The organism is Brachybacterium sp. (genome assembly GCF_052095815.1).
Classification (GTDB): Bacteria; Actinomycetota; Actinomycetes; order Actinomycetales; family Dermabacteraceae; genus Brachybacterium.
In genome coordinates this window covers 95015-113508 of the sequence record NZ_JBQDLF010000003.1, presented here as the reverse complement: position 1 = coordinate 113508, position 18494 = coordinate 95015, and the positions used below count along the sequence as shown (strand labels likewise).

The following is an 18494-nucleotide window of genomic DNA, read 5'->3' as shown; positions in this document are numbered from 1 at the left end:
GCTCAGGCCTGGTCGGTCCGCTGGTGGGTGGAGGCGGAGCCGTCGCCGAGGACGAGGCGGGGGGTGCCCTGCCAGTTCTCGGCGGTGGTGATGTTGCGGCCGTCCACGATCAGCTTGATCCCGGGCACGTCCGCTGCGGTGAGGTCCTTGTACTCGGCGTGGTTGGTCTGGACGATCACCAGATCCGCGGCGTCGCCGAGGTGGTACGGCGCCCAGCCGAAGCCCTCGATCTCGGTGTCGTCGTAGTAGGTGTCGTGGACCGCGACCTCGGCGCCATGCTCACGCAGCGCCTCGACCACGGGGAACACACCGGAGAACGCGGTCTCCTTCACCCCGGTGCGGTACGACGCGCCGAGCACCACGGCCTTCATCCCCGTGAGCGAGCCGAGCAGGTTCGCGGCCCGCTCCACGAGCTTCGCCGGGACCGATGCGTTCAGCGTGCGGGCGGTGCGGACCGTCTCCGCCAGCGGATCGGTCGACAGGTACAGCCGCGGATAGACCGGGATGCAGTGCCCGCCCACGGCGATGCCGGGCTGGTGGATGTGGGAGTAGGGCTGTGAGTTCGACGCCTCGATGACCTTGTAGACATCGATGCCGTTGTCCTGCGCGAACAGCGCGAACTCGTTGGCGAGCCCGATGTTCACATCCCGGTAGGTGGTCTCGGCGAGCTTCGCCAGCTCGCTGGCCTCGGGGGAGCCGAGATCCCACACGCCGTTGGGCTTGTTCAGGTCGGGGCGCTCATCGAACTGGAGCGCGGACTCGTAGAACTCGCGGGCCCGCTGCGTGCCGGCCTCGCTGATCGCGCCGATCAGCTTGGGGTACTTGCGCAGGTCCTCGAACACGCGCCCGGTCAGGACCCGCTCGGGGGAGAACACGGCGAAGAAGTCCACAGACTCCTTCAGCCCGGAGATCTCCTCGATCATCGGCACGAAGCGGGTGCGCAGCGTGCCGACCGGCAGGGTCGTCTCGTAGGAGACGAGGGTGTCGGGGGTGAGGTGCTCGGCCAGGGACCGCGTCGCGGCATCCATCCACGCGAAGTCGGGCTCCCAGGTGGTGTCGTTCACGAACAGCGGCACCACGATCACGACCGCATCCGCGCCAGGGATCGCCTCGGCGTAGTCGGTGGTGGCCCTCAGCTTCCCGGCCGGAACCAGCTCGGAGAGCTTCTCCTGCAGATGCGCCTCACCCGGGAACGGCTCGGTCGCGGCATTGATCAGCTCGACCTGGCGCGGGTTCACATCGACCCCGACCACCTCGTGGCCGGAATCGGCGAACTGCACCGCGAGCGGCAGCCCGATCTTGCCCAGAGCGACAACAGCTGTCTTCATGTCGATTCCTCCTCGTGGGGCACCTCTCGGATGCCACGTGCGCGTCGATGACCACCAGGGGCAGTCCACCGTGACAGGGTATCCTCAACGGCCGTTCGGGATCCTGCATCCCGTGCCGCCGAATCGTCGGTGTTCTCACGTCCGTCCGGCACCCCAGAAGGAGAGCACTTGAGCACGTCCGATCCCGCACCCGAGGTGCCCGCCACCTCAGAGTCGCCCGGTGCTGACAGCACCTGGTTCGTGGTCCCCCTGTTCAACGAGGGCCAGGTCGTCGCGGACGTCCTGCGTGACCTGCGCACCCGCTACCCGCTCGTGGTGTGCGTGGATGACGGCAGCCATGACGACTCCGGCAGGATCGCCGCCGAGGCGGGCGCCGCTGTGGTGCGCCACCCGTACAACATGGGGCAGGGCGCCGCACTCAAGACGGGCATCGACTACGCGCTGCGTGACCCGAACATGCGGCAGATCGTGACCTTCGACTCGGACGGTCAGCATCAGGTCGACGACGCCGCCGCGATGATCGCCCAGCGCGAGGCCGAGGGTGTGGACATCGTGCTCGGCTCCCGCTTCCTGGACTCCCGCACCAAGCCCGGGCTGCTCAAGCGCGTCGTGCTGCGCGGCGCCATCTGGTACACGAATCTCACCACCGGCGTGAAGCTCACTGATGCGCACAACGGGCTGCGGGTGCTGGGACGCGAGGTCTGCGAGAAGATGGCCATCGAGCAGAACCGGATGGCGCATGCCTCCGAGATCGTCGAGGAGATCGGGCGCCACAAGTTCACCGTGGCCGAGCACCCGGTGCACATCCTCTACACCGACTACTCCCGCTCGAAGGGCCAGTCGGTCCTGAACTCGGTGAACATCGTCATCGACATGCTGTTCCGCTGAGTCTGCCCCAGCGGCACCGACTGCGGTTGCCGCACCAGCGGGGCAGGGGCGCAGGGGCTGCCGTGCCGCCTACTTCGTGGGGGCAGGTTCCGCGGAGCCGTCCGCCACCGAGGCGAAGAAGGCGGCGACGTCGTCCTCATCGGTGAGCAGCGCGACCCCGGAATGCTTCGTCTGGTACTCGGGGTCCTCGATCGGGATGCTGAGCGTCCCTCCCGAATTCATGGCGCTGCGGGCGGTCAGGGCCATCCGTCCCACATCGATGATCCCGGTGCCCTCGCTCGTGGTCAGCGCCCCTGATCCGGCTCCGGCCAGACGCAGCTGGCTGACCGGATTCAGCAGCACCGCCGGTGAGGTGACGCGATCCATCAGCGCTCCTACGAACTGCTGCTGACGCTGCTGGCGCCCCATGTCCGCGGTGGGATCGAAGTAGCGGGCACGTACGAAGGCCAGGGCCTGCTCCCCGCCCACGTCGTGGCAGCCCTCGGTCATGACCAGCCCGGATCGCTTGTCGTCGACGTCCTGGTCGATGCACAGGTTCACGTGACCCACCGCATCGACCACCTGCGCGACGCCGTCGAAGCCGACCTCGACGTAGTGGTCCACCGTGAGCCCGGTGAACTGCTCGACGGTCTCGACCAACAGCGGAGCCCCGCCGAAGGCGTAGGCCGCATTGAGCTTGTAACCGCCCTTGCCGGGGATGTCGACCAGGGTGTCTCGCGGCAACGAGATCAGGTAGCTGTTCCCGCCCGGAGCCTTGTGCAGGAGCATGATCGTGTCGGTGCGGGCACCTGCGGTGCCGTCGGAGTCGACGGTCTCCCCGCCGCGGCTGTCGGAGCCCGCGATGAGATAGGTGGTCCCGGGAGTGTTCGCCGCCTCGGACAGCGCATCGACATGCTCGATCCGGCTCTGCGTCCACAGCAGCAGCCCGGCGCCCCAGCCCAGCACCACCACGAGCACCAGGACCAGGAGCGTGGCACCCAGGCGCACCGGTCGGGGAGCGCGGCGGCGGCTGCGGGAGGTGTGGGGGAGCGGAGCGCCGCCGGGCGGCGGTGAGGTCGGCCCGGGCGTCTCCGCACCGTGTCGTCCCTGGGTATCCCATCCGTCGCCGGAGGCATCGCGCGGCGGGCCCTTCGGGGGAACGCCGGCGCGCGCCTCGGGGATGCTGTAGCCGGGACCCGGCTCGACGGCTTCCGCGCGGGGCAGCGGTCGGGTGGGCGTCGGGCTGTCAGCGGCTGGGGAGGCCGGGCGGCGTCCCTGTCTCGGGACCGGGCGGGCGCTGCCACCGGTTCTCGCGCGGTGCCCCCTGGGACGTCGAGGCCCTCCGGGCCGTGGGGAGCGTGGCGGTGGCTGATCGCTCACAGCTGTCTCCTTCCGGCCAGAGCCGTGCATTCGGGGCATCGGGCGCATGCGGGACCCGGCGGGTGGTGGCCCTCGGTGCATGCGGCGTTCGTCAGGGTAGCCGCACCGGTGCATCCCGCGCCGCAGCGGCACGATCGCGCAGGGATGTTCCCAGGAACCTCCCGAGAACCTTCACACCACGGCCATCGAGGAGGTGGGAACGGCCGCCCGGTGCTCCGTACACTGGTGACGCGCCGCCGAGGCGGCACGAACCAGCAGCAGGAGGCGCAGTGACACATTCCGCACCCGCAGGCGACCGGACGCCTCGGCAGAGCACCGCACACCCCGACGCGCTCTCTGCGCGTGTGGTCGCGGTCGTGGTGACCTACAACCGCGAGACGCTGCTGCAGGAGTGCCTTGATGCACTCGCGGACCAGGACCGCCGTCCCGATGCGGTGATCATCATCGACAACGCCTCGACCGATGCGAGCGGCACCGTCGCGGACGAGCATCCCCTGAACGCGGATGTCGTCCATCTGCGCCGCAACGTCGGTGGGGCGGGAGGCTTCGCGGCAGGAATCGCCCGCGCCCTGGTGCGTCATGACGCGGACTGGGTGTGGGTGATGGATGACGACACGGTTCCGCGTCCGAGCGCGCTGCGCGAGCTGCTGCGCTCCCTCGAGGCATCCCCGGTGCGGCTGAGCGTGCTCAGCTCGCGGGCTGTCTGGACCGACGGGCGCGACCACCCCATGAACACCCAGCGCAGCCGGCTGGGGGCGAGCGCGCAGGAGAAGCGCGATGCCGCCCGCGCCGGAGGGCGCCCGATCCGCACCGCGAGCTACGTCTCGGCGCTGCTGAACGGTCAGGACGTGCGCCGTCTCGGTCTGCCCTACGCGGACTACTTCATCTGGTCCGACGATTTCGAGCACACCGGGCGCCTGCTGCGACACGGCCGGGGGCTCCAGGTCCCCGGCTCCGTCGTCGAGCACCGCACCGCTCGGTTCAGCAATGCCCAGACCGGCCCCGGTTCTCGTTTCTACTATGACGTGCGCAATCGGCTCTGGGCCCTGCTGCGCACCAGCTCCTTCACGCCGCTCGAGAAGGTCATCCACGGAGGCGCCACCGCCCTGGGCTGGCTCCGGCTCCTGCTGCGCCACCGCGGCGACCTGCTCGGCGTGGGGCTGCGTGGCCTGCTCTCCGCTCTGCGCCGGGGGCCGCGGCCCTCCACGACGGTCCTCCAGGCCGATGGTGACGCTGCGGCGGACATCCGTGCGATCGAGAGGGCGGCCGGTCGGTGAGCCATCCGGACCACCCTCCCGCCACGGGACACCCTTCCCCGTTCGCGGTGCTGATGCCGCTGTGGGGGCGTGACCTCCCAGATCGCGTCGAGCTCGCCCTCACCTCGGCGACCATCGCCCAGCAGCGTCGCCCCGAGCTGCTGATCCTCACCGTGGACGGGCCGCTGCCGGTAGCGCTCGAAGCACTCGTGCAGCGGGTCGGCGCCGGGGAGTTCGGTCCCGCCCAGGTGCTCCGGCACGATGTGCACCGTGGCGTCGCCGCGGCGCTCCAGGACGGGCTCGAGGCGAGCCCCTATGAGCTGGTCGCGCGCGCTGATGCGGATGACCTCTGCCGGCCGGAGCGGTTCGCGCTGCAGATCCCGTGCATGCAGGAGCAGGGCCTCGACCTGCTGGGCGGTGCGATGCGGGAGTTCAGCGACCGGGTCGACCCCGGCCAGGGCCCGTTGCGCACGAGGCCGCTCGAGCACGAGGAGATCGTCCGCTATCTGCCGCACCACAGCCCCTTCCATCATCCGACGGTGGTGATGCGGCGTTCCGTGGCGCTCGCGGTCGGCGGCTACCGGGACCTTCCTCTGCTCGAGGACTACTGGCTGTGGGAGCGGATGATGCTCGGCGGTGCTCGGATGGGGAACCGTCCCGAGGTGCTGGTCGACTATCGCGTCGACGAGGAGCTGTTCGCTCGGCGCGGGGGCTGGAAGCTGTTCTCGAGCGATCTGCAGCTGCAGCGCCGGATGCTGATGGACAGGGTGATCGGACCGGCACAGTTCGCCCGCAACCTCACCCTGCGGGGGCTCTATCGCTTCGCCCCGGGATGGGCCCGTCGTATCGGATACCGTCGCTTCGTCGAGCAGGGCGTCCAGGCGTCGCCCTCCTCGATGTCGGTCACACCATGAGGGAGGCCACACACCCCGGCGCGCCGGGGTCTGGTCTCCTCCCACCGGTCCAGCTCCGATACTGTGAGCGGGTCTCCGGCGGACCCCTCCGCACGCATCGAGCGGACCTCTCCGCACGCATCGAAAGGACCTCCTGTGTCGACTCCTGATCTCCTGATCGTCGGCTCCGGCCTGTTCGGCCTGACCGTCGCAGAGCGCGCGGTCGCCGAGCACGGCGCGAAGGTGACCATCATCGACCGGCGTCCCCACGTCGGCGGCAACGCCTATTCCGAGGCCGACGAGCAGACCGGCATCGAGGTGCACAAGTACGGTGCCCACCTCTTCCACACCTCGAACCAGCGGGTGTGGGACTACGTGAACCGCTTCACAGAGTTCACCGGCTACCAGCACAAGGTGTACACGACCCACCAGGGCGTGGTGTATCCGATGCCGATCAACCTCGGCACCGTCAACCAGTTCTTCCAGTCCGCATATACGCCGTCCGAGGCGCGTGCGCTGATCGCCGAGCAGGCCGGGGAGTTCGCGGGCAAGGACCCCGAGAACCTCAACGACAAGGGCATCTCTCTGATCGGGCGCCCGCTGTACGAGGCGTTCATCAAGAACTACACGGGCAAGCAGTGGCAGACCGATCCCAAGGACCTGCCCGCCTCGATCATCTCGCGCCTGCCCGTGCGCTACACGTACAACAACCGCTACTTCAACGACACCTACGAGGGCCTGCCGAAGCAGGGCTACACCGCGTGGCTCGAGCGGATGGCGGATCACCCGAACATCGAGGTGAAGCTCGACACCGACTTCTTCGACACTTCGCAGCCGCTGAACAAGGACGCCGTGCGTGGGAACATCCCGGTGGTCTACACCGGTCCCATGGACCGCTACTTCGACTTCGAGCTCGGAGAGCTGGGCTGGCGCACCATCGACCTGGAGACCGAGCACCTCGATGTCGGTGACTTCCAGGGCACCTCGGTGATGAACTACGCCGACGCCGAGACTCCGTACACCCGCATCATCGAACCGCGCCACTTCCACCCCGAGCGCGACTACTACCCCACGGATCGCACTGTGATCCAGCGCGAGTACTCGCGCTTCGCCGAGTCCGGGGACGAGCCGTACTACCCGATCAACTCCGGCAGCGACCGCGAACGGGTGCTGGCATACCGCGAGCTCTCCGAGGCCGAGCCGCGCACCCTGTTCGGTGGCCGACTGGGCACCTACCAGTACCTGGACATGCACATGGCCATCGGCTCGGCCCTGTCCATGGCCGACAACAAGCTGTCCGACCTGCTGCGGGCGTGACCCGAGCGCCCCGCCGCTTGACACGGGGCATCCGCCGAACGCCGACGAGGAGCACCATGAACGCCACCACTGCCACAGCGGCACCCCGTGAGACCGACCAGCCCGGCCAGGGCGCCCCGCAGCGAGTGCTGCAGCGCATGATCCTGCCCTTCGAAGCATCCCCGGACATCGTGCCGCTGTACATCGAAGCGTCTGATGCCCGCTCCGGGGCCACCGGAGGAGCCTTCGGGCTCGGCGGCGGCTCGGACCGGACTGCGAAGGGTGAGGCAGAGGGCCAGGGGTCGCACCGCACCACACAGGCGGTGGTCGACATCAGCGAGCTCAGCGAACGGCATGCGGCCCGCATCCCGGCGCAGACGATGCGCTCCTTCGGCACCTACTTCAATGCCTTCCCGGCCAGCTACTGGCGGCGCTGGACCCCGGTGCGGGCGATCCGGCTGACCATCCGCACCGCCGGCTCCGGCCACCTGGTCGTGATGCGCTCCACCGCCCGCGGCACCCTGCAGCGTCAGGAATCCCGCACCGTCAGCGGCGCCGGCGAGCAGGTCTTCGAGCTGCCGTTGACGGCCTTCGGCGATGGCGGCTGGTACTGGTTCGACGCCTATGCCGGGGCGGAGGATCTGACGATCCTGGGCGCTGAGTGGACCGCGGACGCGGACCTCGCCCGCACCGAAGGCAGCTTCTCGATCTCCATGACCACGATGAACAAGGTCGAGTACTGCCTGGAGAACATCCGCACCCTTGCCGAGGATGACGATCTGCGTGCGCTGCTGGACGTCATGTATGTCATCGACCAGGGCTCCGATCGGTTGAACGACCATGCTGAGGAGCTCGCACCGCTGCAGGAGTCGCTGGGCTCGAAGCTCCAGGTCATCGAGCAGGGCAATATCGGCGGCTCGGGCGGCTTCTCCCGCGGGATGTACGAGGCGTCGACGGCAGGCGCCTCCACCTACGTCATCAACTGCGACGACGACATCGTGCTCGAGCCGGAGTCGCTGATCCGGATGGTGACCTTCGCGGACTTCGCCACCCGCCCCACCCTGGTCGGCGCCCACATGTTCGACCTCAACAATCGTTCGGTGCTGCACACCTTCGGCGAGGTCGTCGATCCCTGGCGCATCCAGCCGGCGCTGGCGAACGACGGCGGCGAGATGGGCCACGACTTCGCGCTGGATCCGCTGCGCTCGACCCCCTGGCTGCATCGCCGCGCGGACGTGGACTACAACGGCTGGTGGAGCTGCCTGATCCCCACCGAGACGGTGCGCGCGATCGGTCTCAGCCTGCCGGTGTTCATCAAATGGGACGACGCCGAGTACGGGCTGCGGGCGAAGAAGGCCGGCTATCCCACGGTCTCCCTGCCCGGCGCGGGGGTCTGGCACATGAGCTGGGTGGACAAGGACGACCTGGTGGGCTGGCAGGCCTACTTCCATGAGCGCAACCGCATCATCACCGCGCTGCTGCACTCCCCGTACGCCCGAGGCGGCCGGGTGGTCAAGGAATCGCAGTTCATGGATGTCAAGCACCTGATCTCCATGCAGTACTACACGGAGGCGGGCCGGCTCATGGCCCAGCGGGACGTGCTCGAGGGCCCCGACGCCCTGCACCCCTCGATCGGGACCAAGCTTCCCCAGATCCGGGGGATGGCCGCGGACTTCGACGACGCGGTCGCCAAGAAGGACCAGGATCTGTATCCGCCGGTCCACATCGACAAGCCGCCGCGGAAGGGTCGTCCCTTCTCGCAGCCGCATCGGCTGATGCTCCCGGTATGGACGGCGAAGACCCTCGCCAAGCAGCTGCTGAAGCCCACGCAGCCTCGATCTGCAGAGAACCCGCAGACCGTGATCCCGCACCTGGACGCCAAGTGGTGGCGTCTCTCCGCCTATGACAGCGCACTGGTCTCCAACGCCGAGGGCACCCAGGTCGCTTGGTACAAGCGCAACCCGCAGCAGGTGCGCGAGATGCTCACCGAGGCGATCACCGCTCATCTCGAGCTGCACCGCCGCTGGAACGAGCTGCGTGACAGCTACCGCGAATCCGCCTCACGGATCACCTCCTTCGACGCCTGGGAGCAGACCTTCGCGGACAACCCGGCACCGGTGCGGGAGCGGGACCGCGAAGAGGGCTCTGAGCTCGGCGGCGGCACCGGAGGCTCTGCGGCGTGACCGCGACCGGAACCGGCAGAACTGCGCGGCTTCCGTCGCGCGCGGAGCAGGCCGAGGGCTGGCGGGCCCCGGGGCAGGACGCAGGTTGGCTGAACCCGATCCGCGAGCGCTTCCTGCTGCGCCTGCTCGTGCGCAAGGAGCTGCGGGTGCGTTACCGCGGCAGCGCCCTGGGCATGCTGTGGAGCTACGTCAAGCCCGCCGTGCAGTTCATCGTCTTCTACATCGCGCTGGGTGTCTTCCTGCAGCTCCAGCGCGACACCCCCGCCTACGCGGTGTACCTCTTCAGCGGGATCGTGGTGGTTAACCTCTTCGGTGAGGTGTTCGGCAACGCCACCCGTTCGATCACGGGCAACCAGGCGTTGGTCTCGAAGATCTATCTGCCCAGCGAGCTGTTCCCCTGGGCGAGCATGATCGTGGCGCTCGTGCACTTCCTGCCCCAGCTCGCGGTGCTGGTGGTCGGCGCCCTGCTGTTCGGGTGGTTGCCCTCGTTCACCGCAGCGATCGCCTTCGTGCTCGGGATCGTGATCCTGGTGGTGTTCACCATGGGGCTCGGCATGATCACCGCGGCGCTCAACGCCGCCTTCCGCGATGTCGAGAACTTCGTGGATCTGATCGTCATGGTCGCGACCTGGCTCTCGCCGGTCCTCTACCGGATCTCGATGGTCGAGGACGCGATCGGGGGGACCGTGTGGTGGTGGCTGTATCAGCTGAACCCGCTGACCATCGTGGTCGAGCTGTTCCACGTCGCCTTCTGGCGCTATTCACCCTCCGTGGTCGAGGCCGTCGCCGCGGATCCCTCGCTCACCGCCGCGGGCGAGCCCTTCGGGCTGTGGTGGGCCGGGCTGCTGATCGCGGCGGTGACCTTCGTGGCCGGCAACGTCCTCTTCGAGCGCTCGAAGCGGCGCTTCGCCCAGGAACTGTGACAGGAGCGCCCGGATGAGCCCGAACATCGACTCCGTGCCCGCCTCCGCCGCGGTCCCCACCGACCGCGAGATGGTGCGCATCGAGCACGTCACCAAGCAGTTCTCCCTGCGCCACGACCACTCCCTCAAGGAGCTCGTGTTCTCGGCGCTGAAGCGCAAGAAGCTGGCCGACTCCTTCCTGGCCCTGGACGACGTGGACCTCACGGTGCACGCGGGGGAGACGGTGGGGCTGATCGGCTTCAACGGCTCTGGGAAGTCCACCCTTCTCAAGACCATCTCCGGAGTGCTCTACCCGGACCACGGACGGGTGCTCCTGCGGGGCCGGGTGGCGGGCCTGATCGAGGTGGGCGCCGGCTTCCACCCCGACCTCTCCGGGCGCGAGAACGTCTACCTCAACGGCGCCATCCTCGGGATGAGCCGCGAGCAGATCGATGAGAAGTTCGAGGAGATCGTTGCCTTCAGCGAGATCGAGGAGTTCATCGACACCGATGTGAAGTACTACAGCTCAGGGATGTTCCTGCGCCTGGCCTTCTCCGTGGCGGTGCACACCGAGCCGGACATCTTCCTGGTCGACGAGATCCTCTCCGTCGGCGACGAGCCGTTCCAGCGCAAGTGCCTCGAACGGATCCGTGAGCTGCAGGAGGCCGGCCGCACCATGGTGGTCGTCTCCCATGAGCTCGAGATGCTCGAGAAGCTGTGCACCCGCATCGTGGTGCTCCGTAAGGGGCAGGCCATCTTCGACGGTGACCCCACCGAGGCCGTCGCGACGCTCCGCGCGGGCTGAGCCGCCTCTCTCAGCTCTCAGGGCTGCCCGAGCCGTCCGAGCCGTCCGAACAGCTTCCGCCGGGCCATCTGAGCGGTCCGAGCAGCACCCGTCTCGGGCTGTCAGCGAGGGCGGAGCTGCTCGGTCACGCCCTCCTCGCGCTCCTGGTGCTCGCCCACCGCGCTCGCGGGCCCCACGATCCCGCCACCGGCCAGGAGTGCCCCGAGCAGCTGCGCGGCCGCGGGCAGCCCGTCGTCCTCCACCAGCACCCGGGGGAGGGGCGTGCCGTGCGCCGTGCTCGGCCGCTGCGGGACAGCCGGCTCGAGCGGCGCGGGGCCGCTCCAGCGGGGCAGAGCCACCCCGAGCCGGTCGGAGCTCCCTCGCACCTCGCTGAGCCAGTCGTGGACCAGCGCAGGCAGCTCCCCGTCGTAGCGCGGTGCGAGCGAGACCGCCTGGAGGGCGAGCACCTCATCCGCGCTCTCGGCCAGCTCCGAGTCGGGTCGGTCGGTGGCGACCACCTGCGGCGACGGGACCGGAAGCACTGCATCTCCAGTGCCCGCTGCGTCACCTGCGGAGCCCTCACGGTCGTACCAGGTCACCTCCGCGCCGAGGGACCAGGCCGCCAGGGCCAGCACCAGGCGCTTCCAATGGGGAGGGAGATCCAGGACCATCTGGTCGCCCGGGGCGAGCGCGATCTCGTCGTGAAGATGCCCGATCGCCTTGATCACCCAGTTGGCGAGCACGTGGCCGGACAGCTCGATCCGAGACGCTTCGCCGTACCAGGCGAGCACCGGGTTCGGACCGGTCTGTTCCAGGGCGCGCAGCAGCTGGGCACCGGTGTCCATGCTCGGCGTGCGGTGCTCGCTCATGTCAGGTCCTCCAGAGGATCGGGGACGGAGATCTCGAGGGAGATCTCCGGCAGGGCGGCGGCGAGGGATTCGGCACCCAGCGCGGTGCGGATCCGTTCTGCGAGCGTCGCAGCGTGGATCAGCGCGGCGGTCGAATCGTCCGCGGCCTCCACCACGATATGCGGACGATCCTGTGCACCCGCTCTCAGGTGGGCCGCTGCGGTGCCGGGCAGCTGCCCGGCCCGGGGCAGGGACGCGACAGCGAGTGCCCGGGCGATCCGCTCCCCATCAGGCTCAGGAGACATCCGGGCGATGGGCTCCTGCTCCGGAGTCAGCCCTAGGGAGACCCAGACCGATTCGAGGCTGGGCCGACGGAACCAGTCATCGCCCCCGGTACGGGAGAGCTCCCGAGCCGGCACATCATCCGCGGTCGCGGAGGCGACTCCCCGCACCAGAGCGGCCGGCACCCCGCTGGCCTTGCCCTTGACCAGATCGGCGGCGGCGGCGAGCTCATCGGCGAGGTTCCGCACCGTGACATGCAGCGGCCGACCATCGGCGTCGGTCCCTCCGCGCAAGTCCTGCAGCGCACTGACACCCGCGGCGCCGAGCGCGATGTCCCCGACCCCCACTCGCCAGACGCGGGAGGAGGTGTCGGTCAGCAGGACGCCCAGATCCACGCCCAGCGACTCGACCAGGTGGGCGCGGAGCTCCCGCGCGCAGGCATCGGGATCCTCGGGCAGCAGCAGCGGTCCCTCGGGAGCGTTGGACGAATCGACCCCGGCGGCCGCCATCACCGGGCCGGACGCAATCTGCACCACGGAGGTGACCACCCGCGTGTGCAGACGGCGGGCGACGGTGCGCACCGCCGCGGCACGGATCGCTTCGTCACGATCCTCGGGGGCCACGCGCAGTCCCAGCGCCTTGGAGACGACCTTCGTGGAGATGCACAGCACGTCGCCGTCGGCCGGGGACAGCGGGGCCAGGGCCGCGGTGAGCAGGGCGCCGAGGTCGTCGCCCTCGCGGATCTCGCCGAGCCCGGTGACGGGCAGTACGGTGACCGGCGAGGGGGCCGGATCAGGCGTGCGCGATGCTGCCTGTGCAGGCGGTGAAGCGATGGACACGGGGCCTCCCGGGAATGTGATTCGGATGCGATATGCAAGGCGACGCGCCGACGCCGCTTGACGGACCATAACTACACCGGTGTACTTTTGGGCTCCAACGGGCCTTCGGTGGTCGACACAGCAGTGGAAGGAGTGGTGGCCATGGATGCGGAACGAGTCGAAGACGACGCGCGTGCCGAGCTGTCCCTGCTCGATTTCGCCGGGCAGGACTCCGACGACGTCGAGCTGACCTGGCAGGAGCGTGCCCTGTGCGCGCAGACCGACCCGGAGGCGTTCTTCCCCGAGAAGGGCGGCTCCACCCGCGAGGCCAAGAAGGTCTGCGTCTCCTGCGAGGTGCGTGCCGAGTGCCTCGAGTATGCCCTCGAGAACGATGAGCGCTTCGGGATCTGGGGCGGACTGTCCGAGCGTGAGCGTCGCAAGCTCAAGCGCCGGGTGGTCTGACATCCTTCCCTGGTGAGCGACCGTCACATCACCGCGGTCGTCCTGCTGAGCGGGACGACGACCCCGCGCACCCATGACGCGCTGCGCACCGCGCTGACGGCGCAGTCCCGTCAGGCCGATCGGATCGTGGTGGTCGCCCCGTCGGATCTTGCCGAGGAGGTCGGCGACGCTGTCGCGAGGGACCTCGGTGACGGCACGATCGATGAGATCCTGCCCGTCTCTGGCGCGCTCAACCGCGCCGGGACGGTCCGTGAGACCCTCGCGCTCCTCGCCCGCGACACCGATTCCAGCGACCGCACAGACTCCCGCGACCGCACAGACCCCCGCGACCGCACAGACCCCCGCGGCGGCGACTCCCACAGCGGCGACCACTCCCACAGCGGCGACGATTCCCACAGCAACGACGACCTCTCCCACCGCGACGCGGCACCCGGAAGTGACGCAGAGCCCCGAGGAATCCCCGAGAGCAGCGAGAAGGCAGCGCGGCCCAGCAGACGCCGCGCCCGCGCGGTCGACAGCGCCGCCGTCGAGCGTGAACGCACCCAGCAGGCCGAGGACCTCGCCCGGGTGCCTCTGCGCCTCCGCGAGGAGACCTCCCGGACAGGCCGTCGCGTCGCGGCCGCTGAGGGCGCGGCCAGCGAGTCCTGGCTCTGGTTCGTGGTCGATGGCGCGACGCCAAGCCTCGACGCCCTCGAGCATCAGCTGGAAGTGGTCGAGCGCTCGCCGAACACTGCGGCGATCGGCGCGAAGCGCGTACGCCAGGTGGAGAACGGGGACGAGCTGCCCCTGACCGCCGAGAGCGCGGATGCCCTCGTGGACGTCGGCCTGACCCTCACCCATGGAGGCCGGATCATCACCGGGGTCGACCCCGGCGAGATCGATCAGGGACAGGCCGACTGGCGCCAGGACGTCCTCGCGGTCCCGCTGCCGGGCATGCTGGTCCGTGAGCTGACCCTGCGGGAGGTGGGCGGCCTCGACCCTGATCTGCCCGCGCCCTGGGCCGAGATCGACCTGTGCCGGCGCATCTGGCGGTCCGGCGAGCGGGTCGCGGTCCAGGCCTCCGCCCGGGTGCTGCACCCCTCTCCCACCCGCCCCCTGCTCGAGCGCCTCCAGGAGCAGCGCACCGGGCAGGTGCTCACGCTGCTCAAGCAGCGTCGGCTGGTCCACGCCCTGCTCACCCTGGTGCTGCTGCCTCTGGAGACGCTGCTGCGGATGCTCGGCGCGGTCGCCGCGTCCGCTCCGCGCCTCGCGCTGATGGAGCTGCGTGCCGCGCTGGCGGTCCTGCCGCGGGTGCGCCGTGTTCTCGCCCGCGGGCGGAAGGACCGGCGCCGGTCGCGGGTGCCGCGCGGGCGCCTGGCCCCGCTCTACCTGCCGCGCGGCGAGGGAATGCGGCGGTGGGTCGACGACACCTGGAGCCGGCTGTTCGCAGACGACGACCGGCGCCGACGGATCCGGTACACCACCTGGGGGATCGCTGGGACCCGGCACGGACTCGAGGATGCCGACTACGGCCGTCACATCGTGTGGACCGGCGTGGTCGGTCTCGCGGCGGCGGTCCTCGGGCTGTTCGCCCTGCGAGGCCTCTTCGGCCGCGGGGAGCTCGCCGGCCCCGGGCTGCGCCCGCTGCCCGAGAGCTGGGATGCCCTCTGGGCCGCGGCCTGGTCGAGCTGGATCCCCGGCGGGCTCGGAGAGCGTGGGCCTGGTGACACCCTCATCAGGCTGCTGGGGCATCTCCCTCTCGGCGGGGGGCTGCTGATCGAGGTCCTGGTCTTCGCCGCAGTACCGATCAGCGTCCTGCTGGCGTGGTGGGCCTCCGGCGCCATCACCCGCGCTGTCGGCGCCCGCCTGGTGATCACCACCGTGTGGGCCCTGGCACCGTCCCTCCTGACCGCGCTCGCGGTCGGGGCCTGGCCGCTGCTGCTGGTGCACATGCTGCTCCCGCTGCTCGCTCTGGCCCTCGGCCGCGCCATCGGACTGCCGCACAAGGTCTCGCAGGCCAGCACGTCCGCCGCCGCTGCGGGCGGGCTGCTGCTGCTGGTGATCGGAGCGGTCCAGCCCGTGCTGGTGCTGCTCGCCGCGGCAGCACTGGCGCTGATCGCGATCGCCGTCCCCGGCCGGCGGCGCCGTCTGCTCTGGGTGCTGCTGCCGTCCCTCGCCCTGCACGCACCCTACCTCCCGAGCTATCTCGGCCATCCCCGAACGCTGCTGGCGGTGGCGGGGGTCCCGCCCACGGGAGGGACCGCTTCGACCCTCGATCTGGCGGGGCTCTGGCCGGTCGCTCCCCAGGTCCAGGGAGTGTTGATCCCGTTGGTGGGGGAGACCGCGGCGCTGCTGCTTCCGCTGCTGCCCGTCGCCCCGGTCGCGCTCGCCGCACTCTGCGCCCCGCTGCTGGCCAGCGCCGCGGGACGTGCCGGACGCTTCAGCGTGCTGCTGGCCGCACTCGGCCTGCTGACGGTGCTCCTGGCCCGCGGCACCTGGACGGGTGTCGCAGCCGGGCACCTGGTCACGCCACCGCTGCACGCACTGCTCAGCGTCATCCTGCTGGCCCTGGCGATCGGCGCGGCCGCCACCTTCGACGGCCTCGCTCGCAGGGAGTCACATGATTCCAGCCTCCGGCGCGCGGCCACCGGGCTCATCGGCTCCGTCGTGGCGCTCGCCTGCCTCGCGACGGTCGTCGGCTGGACGCTGGTGCTGCCCGGCCAGCTGCAGCTGGAGCGGATCGAACGGGGGCAGGTTCCGGCCGCAGCCGCGGACCAGGGCCGCACCGACGCCCGCGCCCGCGTGCTGGTCCTCACCGGGGAGGACGACGGCGCCGTCCGCGCCGAGCTGGTCGTGCACGGCGGGGACACCGTCATCCAGCATGCCGTGATCGCCGACGCCCGGGACGTCGCCACCGTGCAGGCAGGCAGGGCCGTCGATGACGATCCCGCCTCCGCAGCGCTGCGCGAGACGGTCGCCGGGATGCTCTCCGGTGGCGGGAGTCAGGCAAGCATGGACGCCGAGGACCAGGCCGTCGCCCATCTCGCCATCGCCTATGTCGTGGTCCCGGGCGATCCGGCCCAGCAGCAGGAGCTGATGCGCACCCTGGACAGCTCCACCCAGCTCGAGAAGGTCACCGAGAGCTCACGGGGCGGTCTGTGGCGAGTGGTCGATGCCGCGCCGCGGGCACTGGTCGCGGGCGGCGCGGCCCCGCTGCCCCTGGCCAGCGAGGTGATCGAGGCGTCGGGGACGATCCCCGCCGAGGACGTCGAGCGCACCGTGGTCCTCTCCGAGCGCTTCGACACCGACTGGCGGGCGACCCTCGACGGTGACGAACTCGTCCCCGTCGAGATCGACGGCTGGGCGCAGGGGTTCGTGGTGCCCGCAGGGACCGAGGGCGAGATCGATGTGCACCGGGAGCAGCCGCTGCTGCTGCTCTGGCGGCTCCTGCTCTACGGCGCGACCGCGCTCACCGCACTGCTGGCGATCCCCTGGCGGGTCCGCACCCGCACGGCTGAGGAGATGTATGGCTGAGCACCCGACGCTCGACGAGCGCGCCCTGCTGGACGAGCACGGGGAGCAGCCGGTGCCGGAGCACCCGCGCCGGAGCGCGGCCAGGGTCCTGCTGTCCCTGGCCGCCGTGGTGCCGCTCGCCCTGGCCGCCGGCGCGCTGGCCACCGCTCCCTCCGAGGACGTCCCGTCCGTGCAGCGCGCGACGGTCGAGTCGGAACCCGGCGCCAGCACCCGCTGGTGCCAGGGACCGCTGCTGCTGCCCGAAGAGCTCCTGGACAGCGGACCGGACAGCGAGCTCGCCGTGACCCCTCCCAGCACCGCGATCTCCCTGCGCACGACGTCCGTCGAACCCGGCTCATCGGTCCTGTTCGGCACCGTCAGCGGTTCCACCACGCAGCAGGAGGACGACGGATCCGTCCGCGCCCCCTCGATCACCGCCCGCGGCGCCGACGGCACCGATCTGGGGGACCAGCCCGTCTCCCAGGACATCGGGGTCTCCGTGCTGGACCTGCCGGCGGCCGAGGGGACCCCCCACGTCACCTCGGCGACCTCCGAGGACGGGCGACCGGTGACGGACACCCTCCAATCCACGATCACCTCCAGCGGGGACTACCGCTCGCTCGCGGTCTCCCGCTGCGCCGAGCCTGCGACCGAGGCGAGGTTCCTCGGGATGTCGACCGACACCGGGGACAGCTCCGTGCTGGTGCTCCACAACCCGACCGAGCGTCCCGCCACCGCTTCGGTGCAGCTGTGGACCGAGGAGGGGCCCGCCGCGATGGAGGGACGCAGCCAGGTCGTCGTGGCCCCGGGGGCGGAGGGACGAGTGCTGCTCGAATCCATCGCCGCTGGTCAGGCCGCTGTCGGGGTGGACGTCTCCGTGCTCGGCTCACCGCTGGCGATGCACGTCCAGACCACCGAGCGTGACGGGCTCACCCCCGGCGGCGCCGAGATCCTCTCGCCCCTGCCCGCCGCGTCGACCGAGCTGCAGATGCCTGGGGTGGACGTCGCCGGGACACCGCCCACGCTGGTGCTCGCAAACCCCCAGGGCGTGGACACCACGGCCACGGTCGAGGTGCACGGTGCCGAGGGCGCACTCGAGATCCCTGCCCTCGAGAAGATCGAGATTCCTGCCGGCAGCGTGCTGCGCACCACGCTGGACGGACTGCCCGACGGCACCTATGCCGTGAGCGTCCGCGCCGCAGACCCCATCGCCGCGGTCACCCGCAGCGTCCGCACGGGGAAGGACTTGCCCGGGGACACCGTCGGCGCCCCGGTCGACTTCACACTGGTGGCCCCTGCTCCCGCGCTGCGCTCCCACGGCATGAGCGCCCTTCCGATCCAGGCCGGTGCCGGTGAGCTCACTCTGATCGGCACCGCGGACTCCGCGGTCACCGTGGTGCCGATCGCGGCCGACGGATCCGCCGGTGACCCCGTGGACGTCGCCGTGAACACCGGCTCGACCACGACGGTCACCGCGGAGCAGCTGCAGATCGGCGGCGGCTCGGCGGCCGCGCTCAGCGTGGTCCCGGAGGTGCCCGGAGCAGTGCATGCGAGCTGGATGCAACGAGCTGACGACGGTGCCGGGGGTGTGCTGCTGTCCTCCGTCCCGGTGCTCTCCGACCAGGGCGGCGGGGAGCCGGTCGTGGTGCGCCTGGCGGAATGACCCGAGCTGGTCAGCTCACGGAGTGCGGAGCACAGAGCAC

General features: G+C 70.3%; 14 protein-coding genes. 10 read left to right on the top strand and 4 right to left on the bottom strand.

The window, feature by feature from the left end; all coding sequences use genetic code 11:
* Positions 1-2: 2 nt before the first annotated feature.
* Positions 3-1328: a nucleotide sugar dehydrogenase gene (locus ACTH43_RS02290; RefSeq protein WP_441443305.1), complete on the bottom strand. Its 1326-nt coding sequence runs from the start codon at positions 1326-1328 to the stop codon at positions 3-5.
* A 168-nt stretch (positions 1329-1496) separates the two neighbouring features.
* On the opposite strand from ACTH43_RS02290, the gene ACTH43_RS02285 reads away from it, so the two are divergent.
* A complete protein-coding gene (locus tag ACTH43_RS02285) occupies positions 1497-2216 on the top strand; it encodes a glycosyltransferase family 2 protein (protein WP_441443304.1) in 720 nt (239 codons plus the stop codon).
* Positions 2217-2285: 69 nt separating this feature from the next.
* Here the strand turns inward: ACTH43_RS02285 and ACTH43_RS02280 are convergent, their stop codons facing one another.
* Complete coding sequence (locus ACTH43_RS02280) at positions 2286-3203, bottom strand: LCP family protein (protein ID WP_441443303.1); 918 nt, start codon at positions 3201-3203, stop codon at positions 2286-2288.
* 641 nt (positions 3204-3844) lie between these two features.
* Here ACTH43_RS02280 and ACTH43_RS02275 point away from each other — a divergent pair.
* The 6 genes from ACTH43_RS02275 to ACTH43_RS02250 all read left to right on the top strand — a co-directional run bounded on the left by ACTH43_RS02275 (position 3845) and on the right by ACTH43_RS02250 (position 10910).
* Complete coding sequence (locus tag ACTH43_RS02275; protein WP_441443302.1) at positions 3845-4852, top strand: glycosyltransferase; 1008 nt, start codon at positions 3845-3847, stop codon at positions 4850-4852.
* Positions 4849-5745 (top strand): glycosyltransferase, encoded by an 897-nt coding sequence (locus ACTH43_RS02270; RefSeq protein WP_441443301.1) that lies wholly within the window; start codon positions 4849-4851, stop codon positions 5743-5745. Before ACTH43_RS02275 ends, ACTH43_RS02270 begins: the two co-directional genes overlap by 4 nt.
* Positions 5746-5880: 135 nt before the next feature.
* Positions 5881-7041, top strand: coding sequence for a UDP-galactopyranose mutase (glf, locus tag ACTH43_RS02265; RefSeq protein WP_441443300.1), 1161 nt, complete (start codon positions 5881-5883; stop codon positions 7039-7041).
* Positions 7042-7097: 56 nt separating this feature from the next.
* Positions 7098-9203, top strand: a complete 2106-nt coding sequence (locus ACTH43_RS02260) for a glycosyltransferase (protein WP_441443299.1) — start codon at positions 7098-7100, stop codon at positions 9201-9203.
* Positions 9200-10126 carry an ABC transporter permease gene (locus ACTH43_RS02255; RefSeq protein WP_441443298.1) on the top strand — a complete coding sequence of 309 codons (927 nt, stop codon included), beginning with the start codon at positions 9200-9202 and terminating at the stop codon, positions 10124-10126. Before ACTH43_RS02260 ends, ACTH43_RS02255 begins: the two co-directional genes overlap by 4 nt.
* A 13-nt stretch (positions 10127-10139) precedes the next feature.
* Positions 10140-10910: an ABC transporter ATP-binding protein gene (locus ACTH43_RS02250; RefSeq protein WP_441443297.1), complete on the top strand. Its 771-nt coding sequence runs from the start codon at positions 10140-10142 to the stop codon at positions 10908-10910.
* A gap of 101 nt (positions 10911-11011) precedes the next feature.
* Here the strand turns inward: ACTH43_RS02250 and ACTH43_RS02245 are convergent, their stop codons facing one another.
* Both ACTH43_RS02245 and cofE read right to left on the bottom strand, forming a co-directional pair.
* Positions 11012-11758 carry a TIGR03089 family protein gene (locus ACTH43_RS02245; protein WP_441443296.1) on the bottom strand — a complete coding sequence of 249 codons (747 nt, stop codon included), beginning with the start codon at positions 11756-11758 and terminating at the stop codon, positions 11012-11014.
* Positions 11755-12858, bottom strand: coding sequence for a coenzyme F420-0:L-glutamate ligase (cofE, locus tag ACTH43_RS02240; protein ID WP_441443295.1), 1104 nt, complete (start codon positions 12856-12858; stop codon positions 11755-11757). Before cofE ends, ACTH43_RS02245 begins: the two co-directional genes overlap by 4 nt.
* A gap of 141 nt (positions 12859-12999) precedes the next feature.
* On the opposite strand from cofE, the gene ACTH43_RS02235 reads away from it, so the two are divergent.
* From ACTH43_RS02235 to ACTH43_RS02225, 3 genes are read left to right on the top strand one after another with little or no spacing between them, the layout of a single operon-like run.
* The gene (locus ACTH43_RS02235) at positions 13000-13299 is read left to right on the top strand and encodes a WhiB family transcriptional regulator (protein WP_299304560.1); all 300 of its coding nucleotides are present in this window, start codon (positions 13000-13002) and stop codon (positions 13297-13299) included.
* 12 nt (positions 13300-13311) lie between these two features.
* Positions 13312-16812 (top strand): hypothetical protein, encoded by a 3501-nt coding sequence (locus ACTH43_RS02230; RefSeq protein ID WP_441443294.1) that lies wholly within the window; start codon positions 13312-13314, stop codon positions 16810-16812.
* Complete coding sequence (locus tag ACTH43_RS02225) at positions 16805-18454, top strand: DUF5719 family protein (RefSeq protein ID WP_441443293.1); 1650 nt, start codon at positions 16805-16807, stop codon at positions 18452-18454. The genes ACTH43_RS02230 and ACTH43_RS02225 overlap by 8 nt, the downstream gene beginning before the upstream one ends.
* Positions 18455-18494: the final 40 nt, after the last annotated feature.

Excerpts from the sequence above, each read along its gene's own strand:
- ACTH43_RS02290 (WP_441443305.1), bottom strand. The coding sequence starts at position 1,328 with ATGAAGACAGCTGTTGTCGCTCTGGGCAAGATCGGGCTGCCGCTCGCG.
- ACTH43_RS02260 (WP_441443299.1), top strand. The coding sequence starts at position 7,098 with ATGAACGCCACCACTGCCACAGCGGCACCCCGTGAGACCGACCAGCCC.
- ACTH43_RS02250 (WP_441443297.1), top strand. The coding sequence starts at position 10,140 with ATGAGCCCGAACATCGACTCCGTGCCCGCCTCCGCCGCGGTCCCCACC.
- ACTH43_RS02245 (WP_441443296.1), bottom strand. The coding sequence starts at position 11,758 with ATGAGCGAGCACCGCACGCCGAGCATGGACACCGGTGCCCAGCTGCTG.
- ACTH43_RS02235 (WP_299304560.1), top strand. The coding sequence starts at position 13,000 with ATGGATGCGGAACGAGTCGAAGACGACGCGCGTGCCGAGCTGTCCCTG.
- ACTH43_RS02225 (WP_441443293.1), top strand. The coding sequence starts at position 16,805 with ATGGCTGAGCACCCGACGCTCGACGAGCGCGCCCTGCTGGACGAGCAC.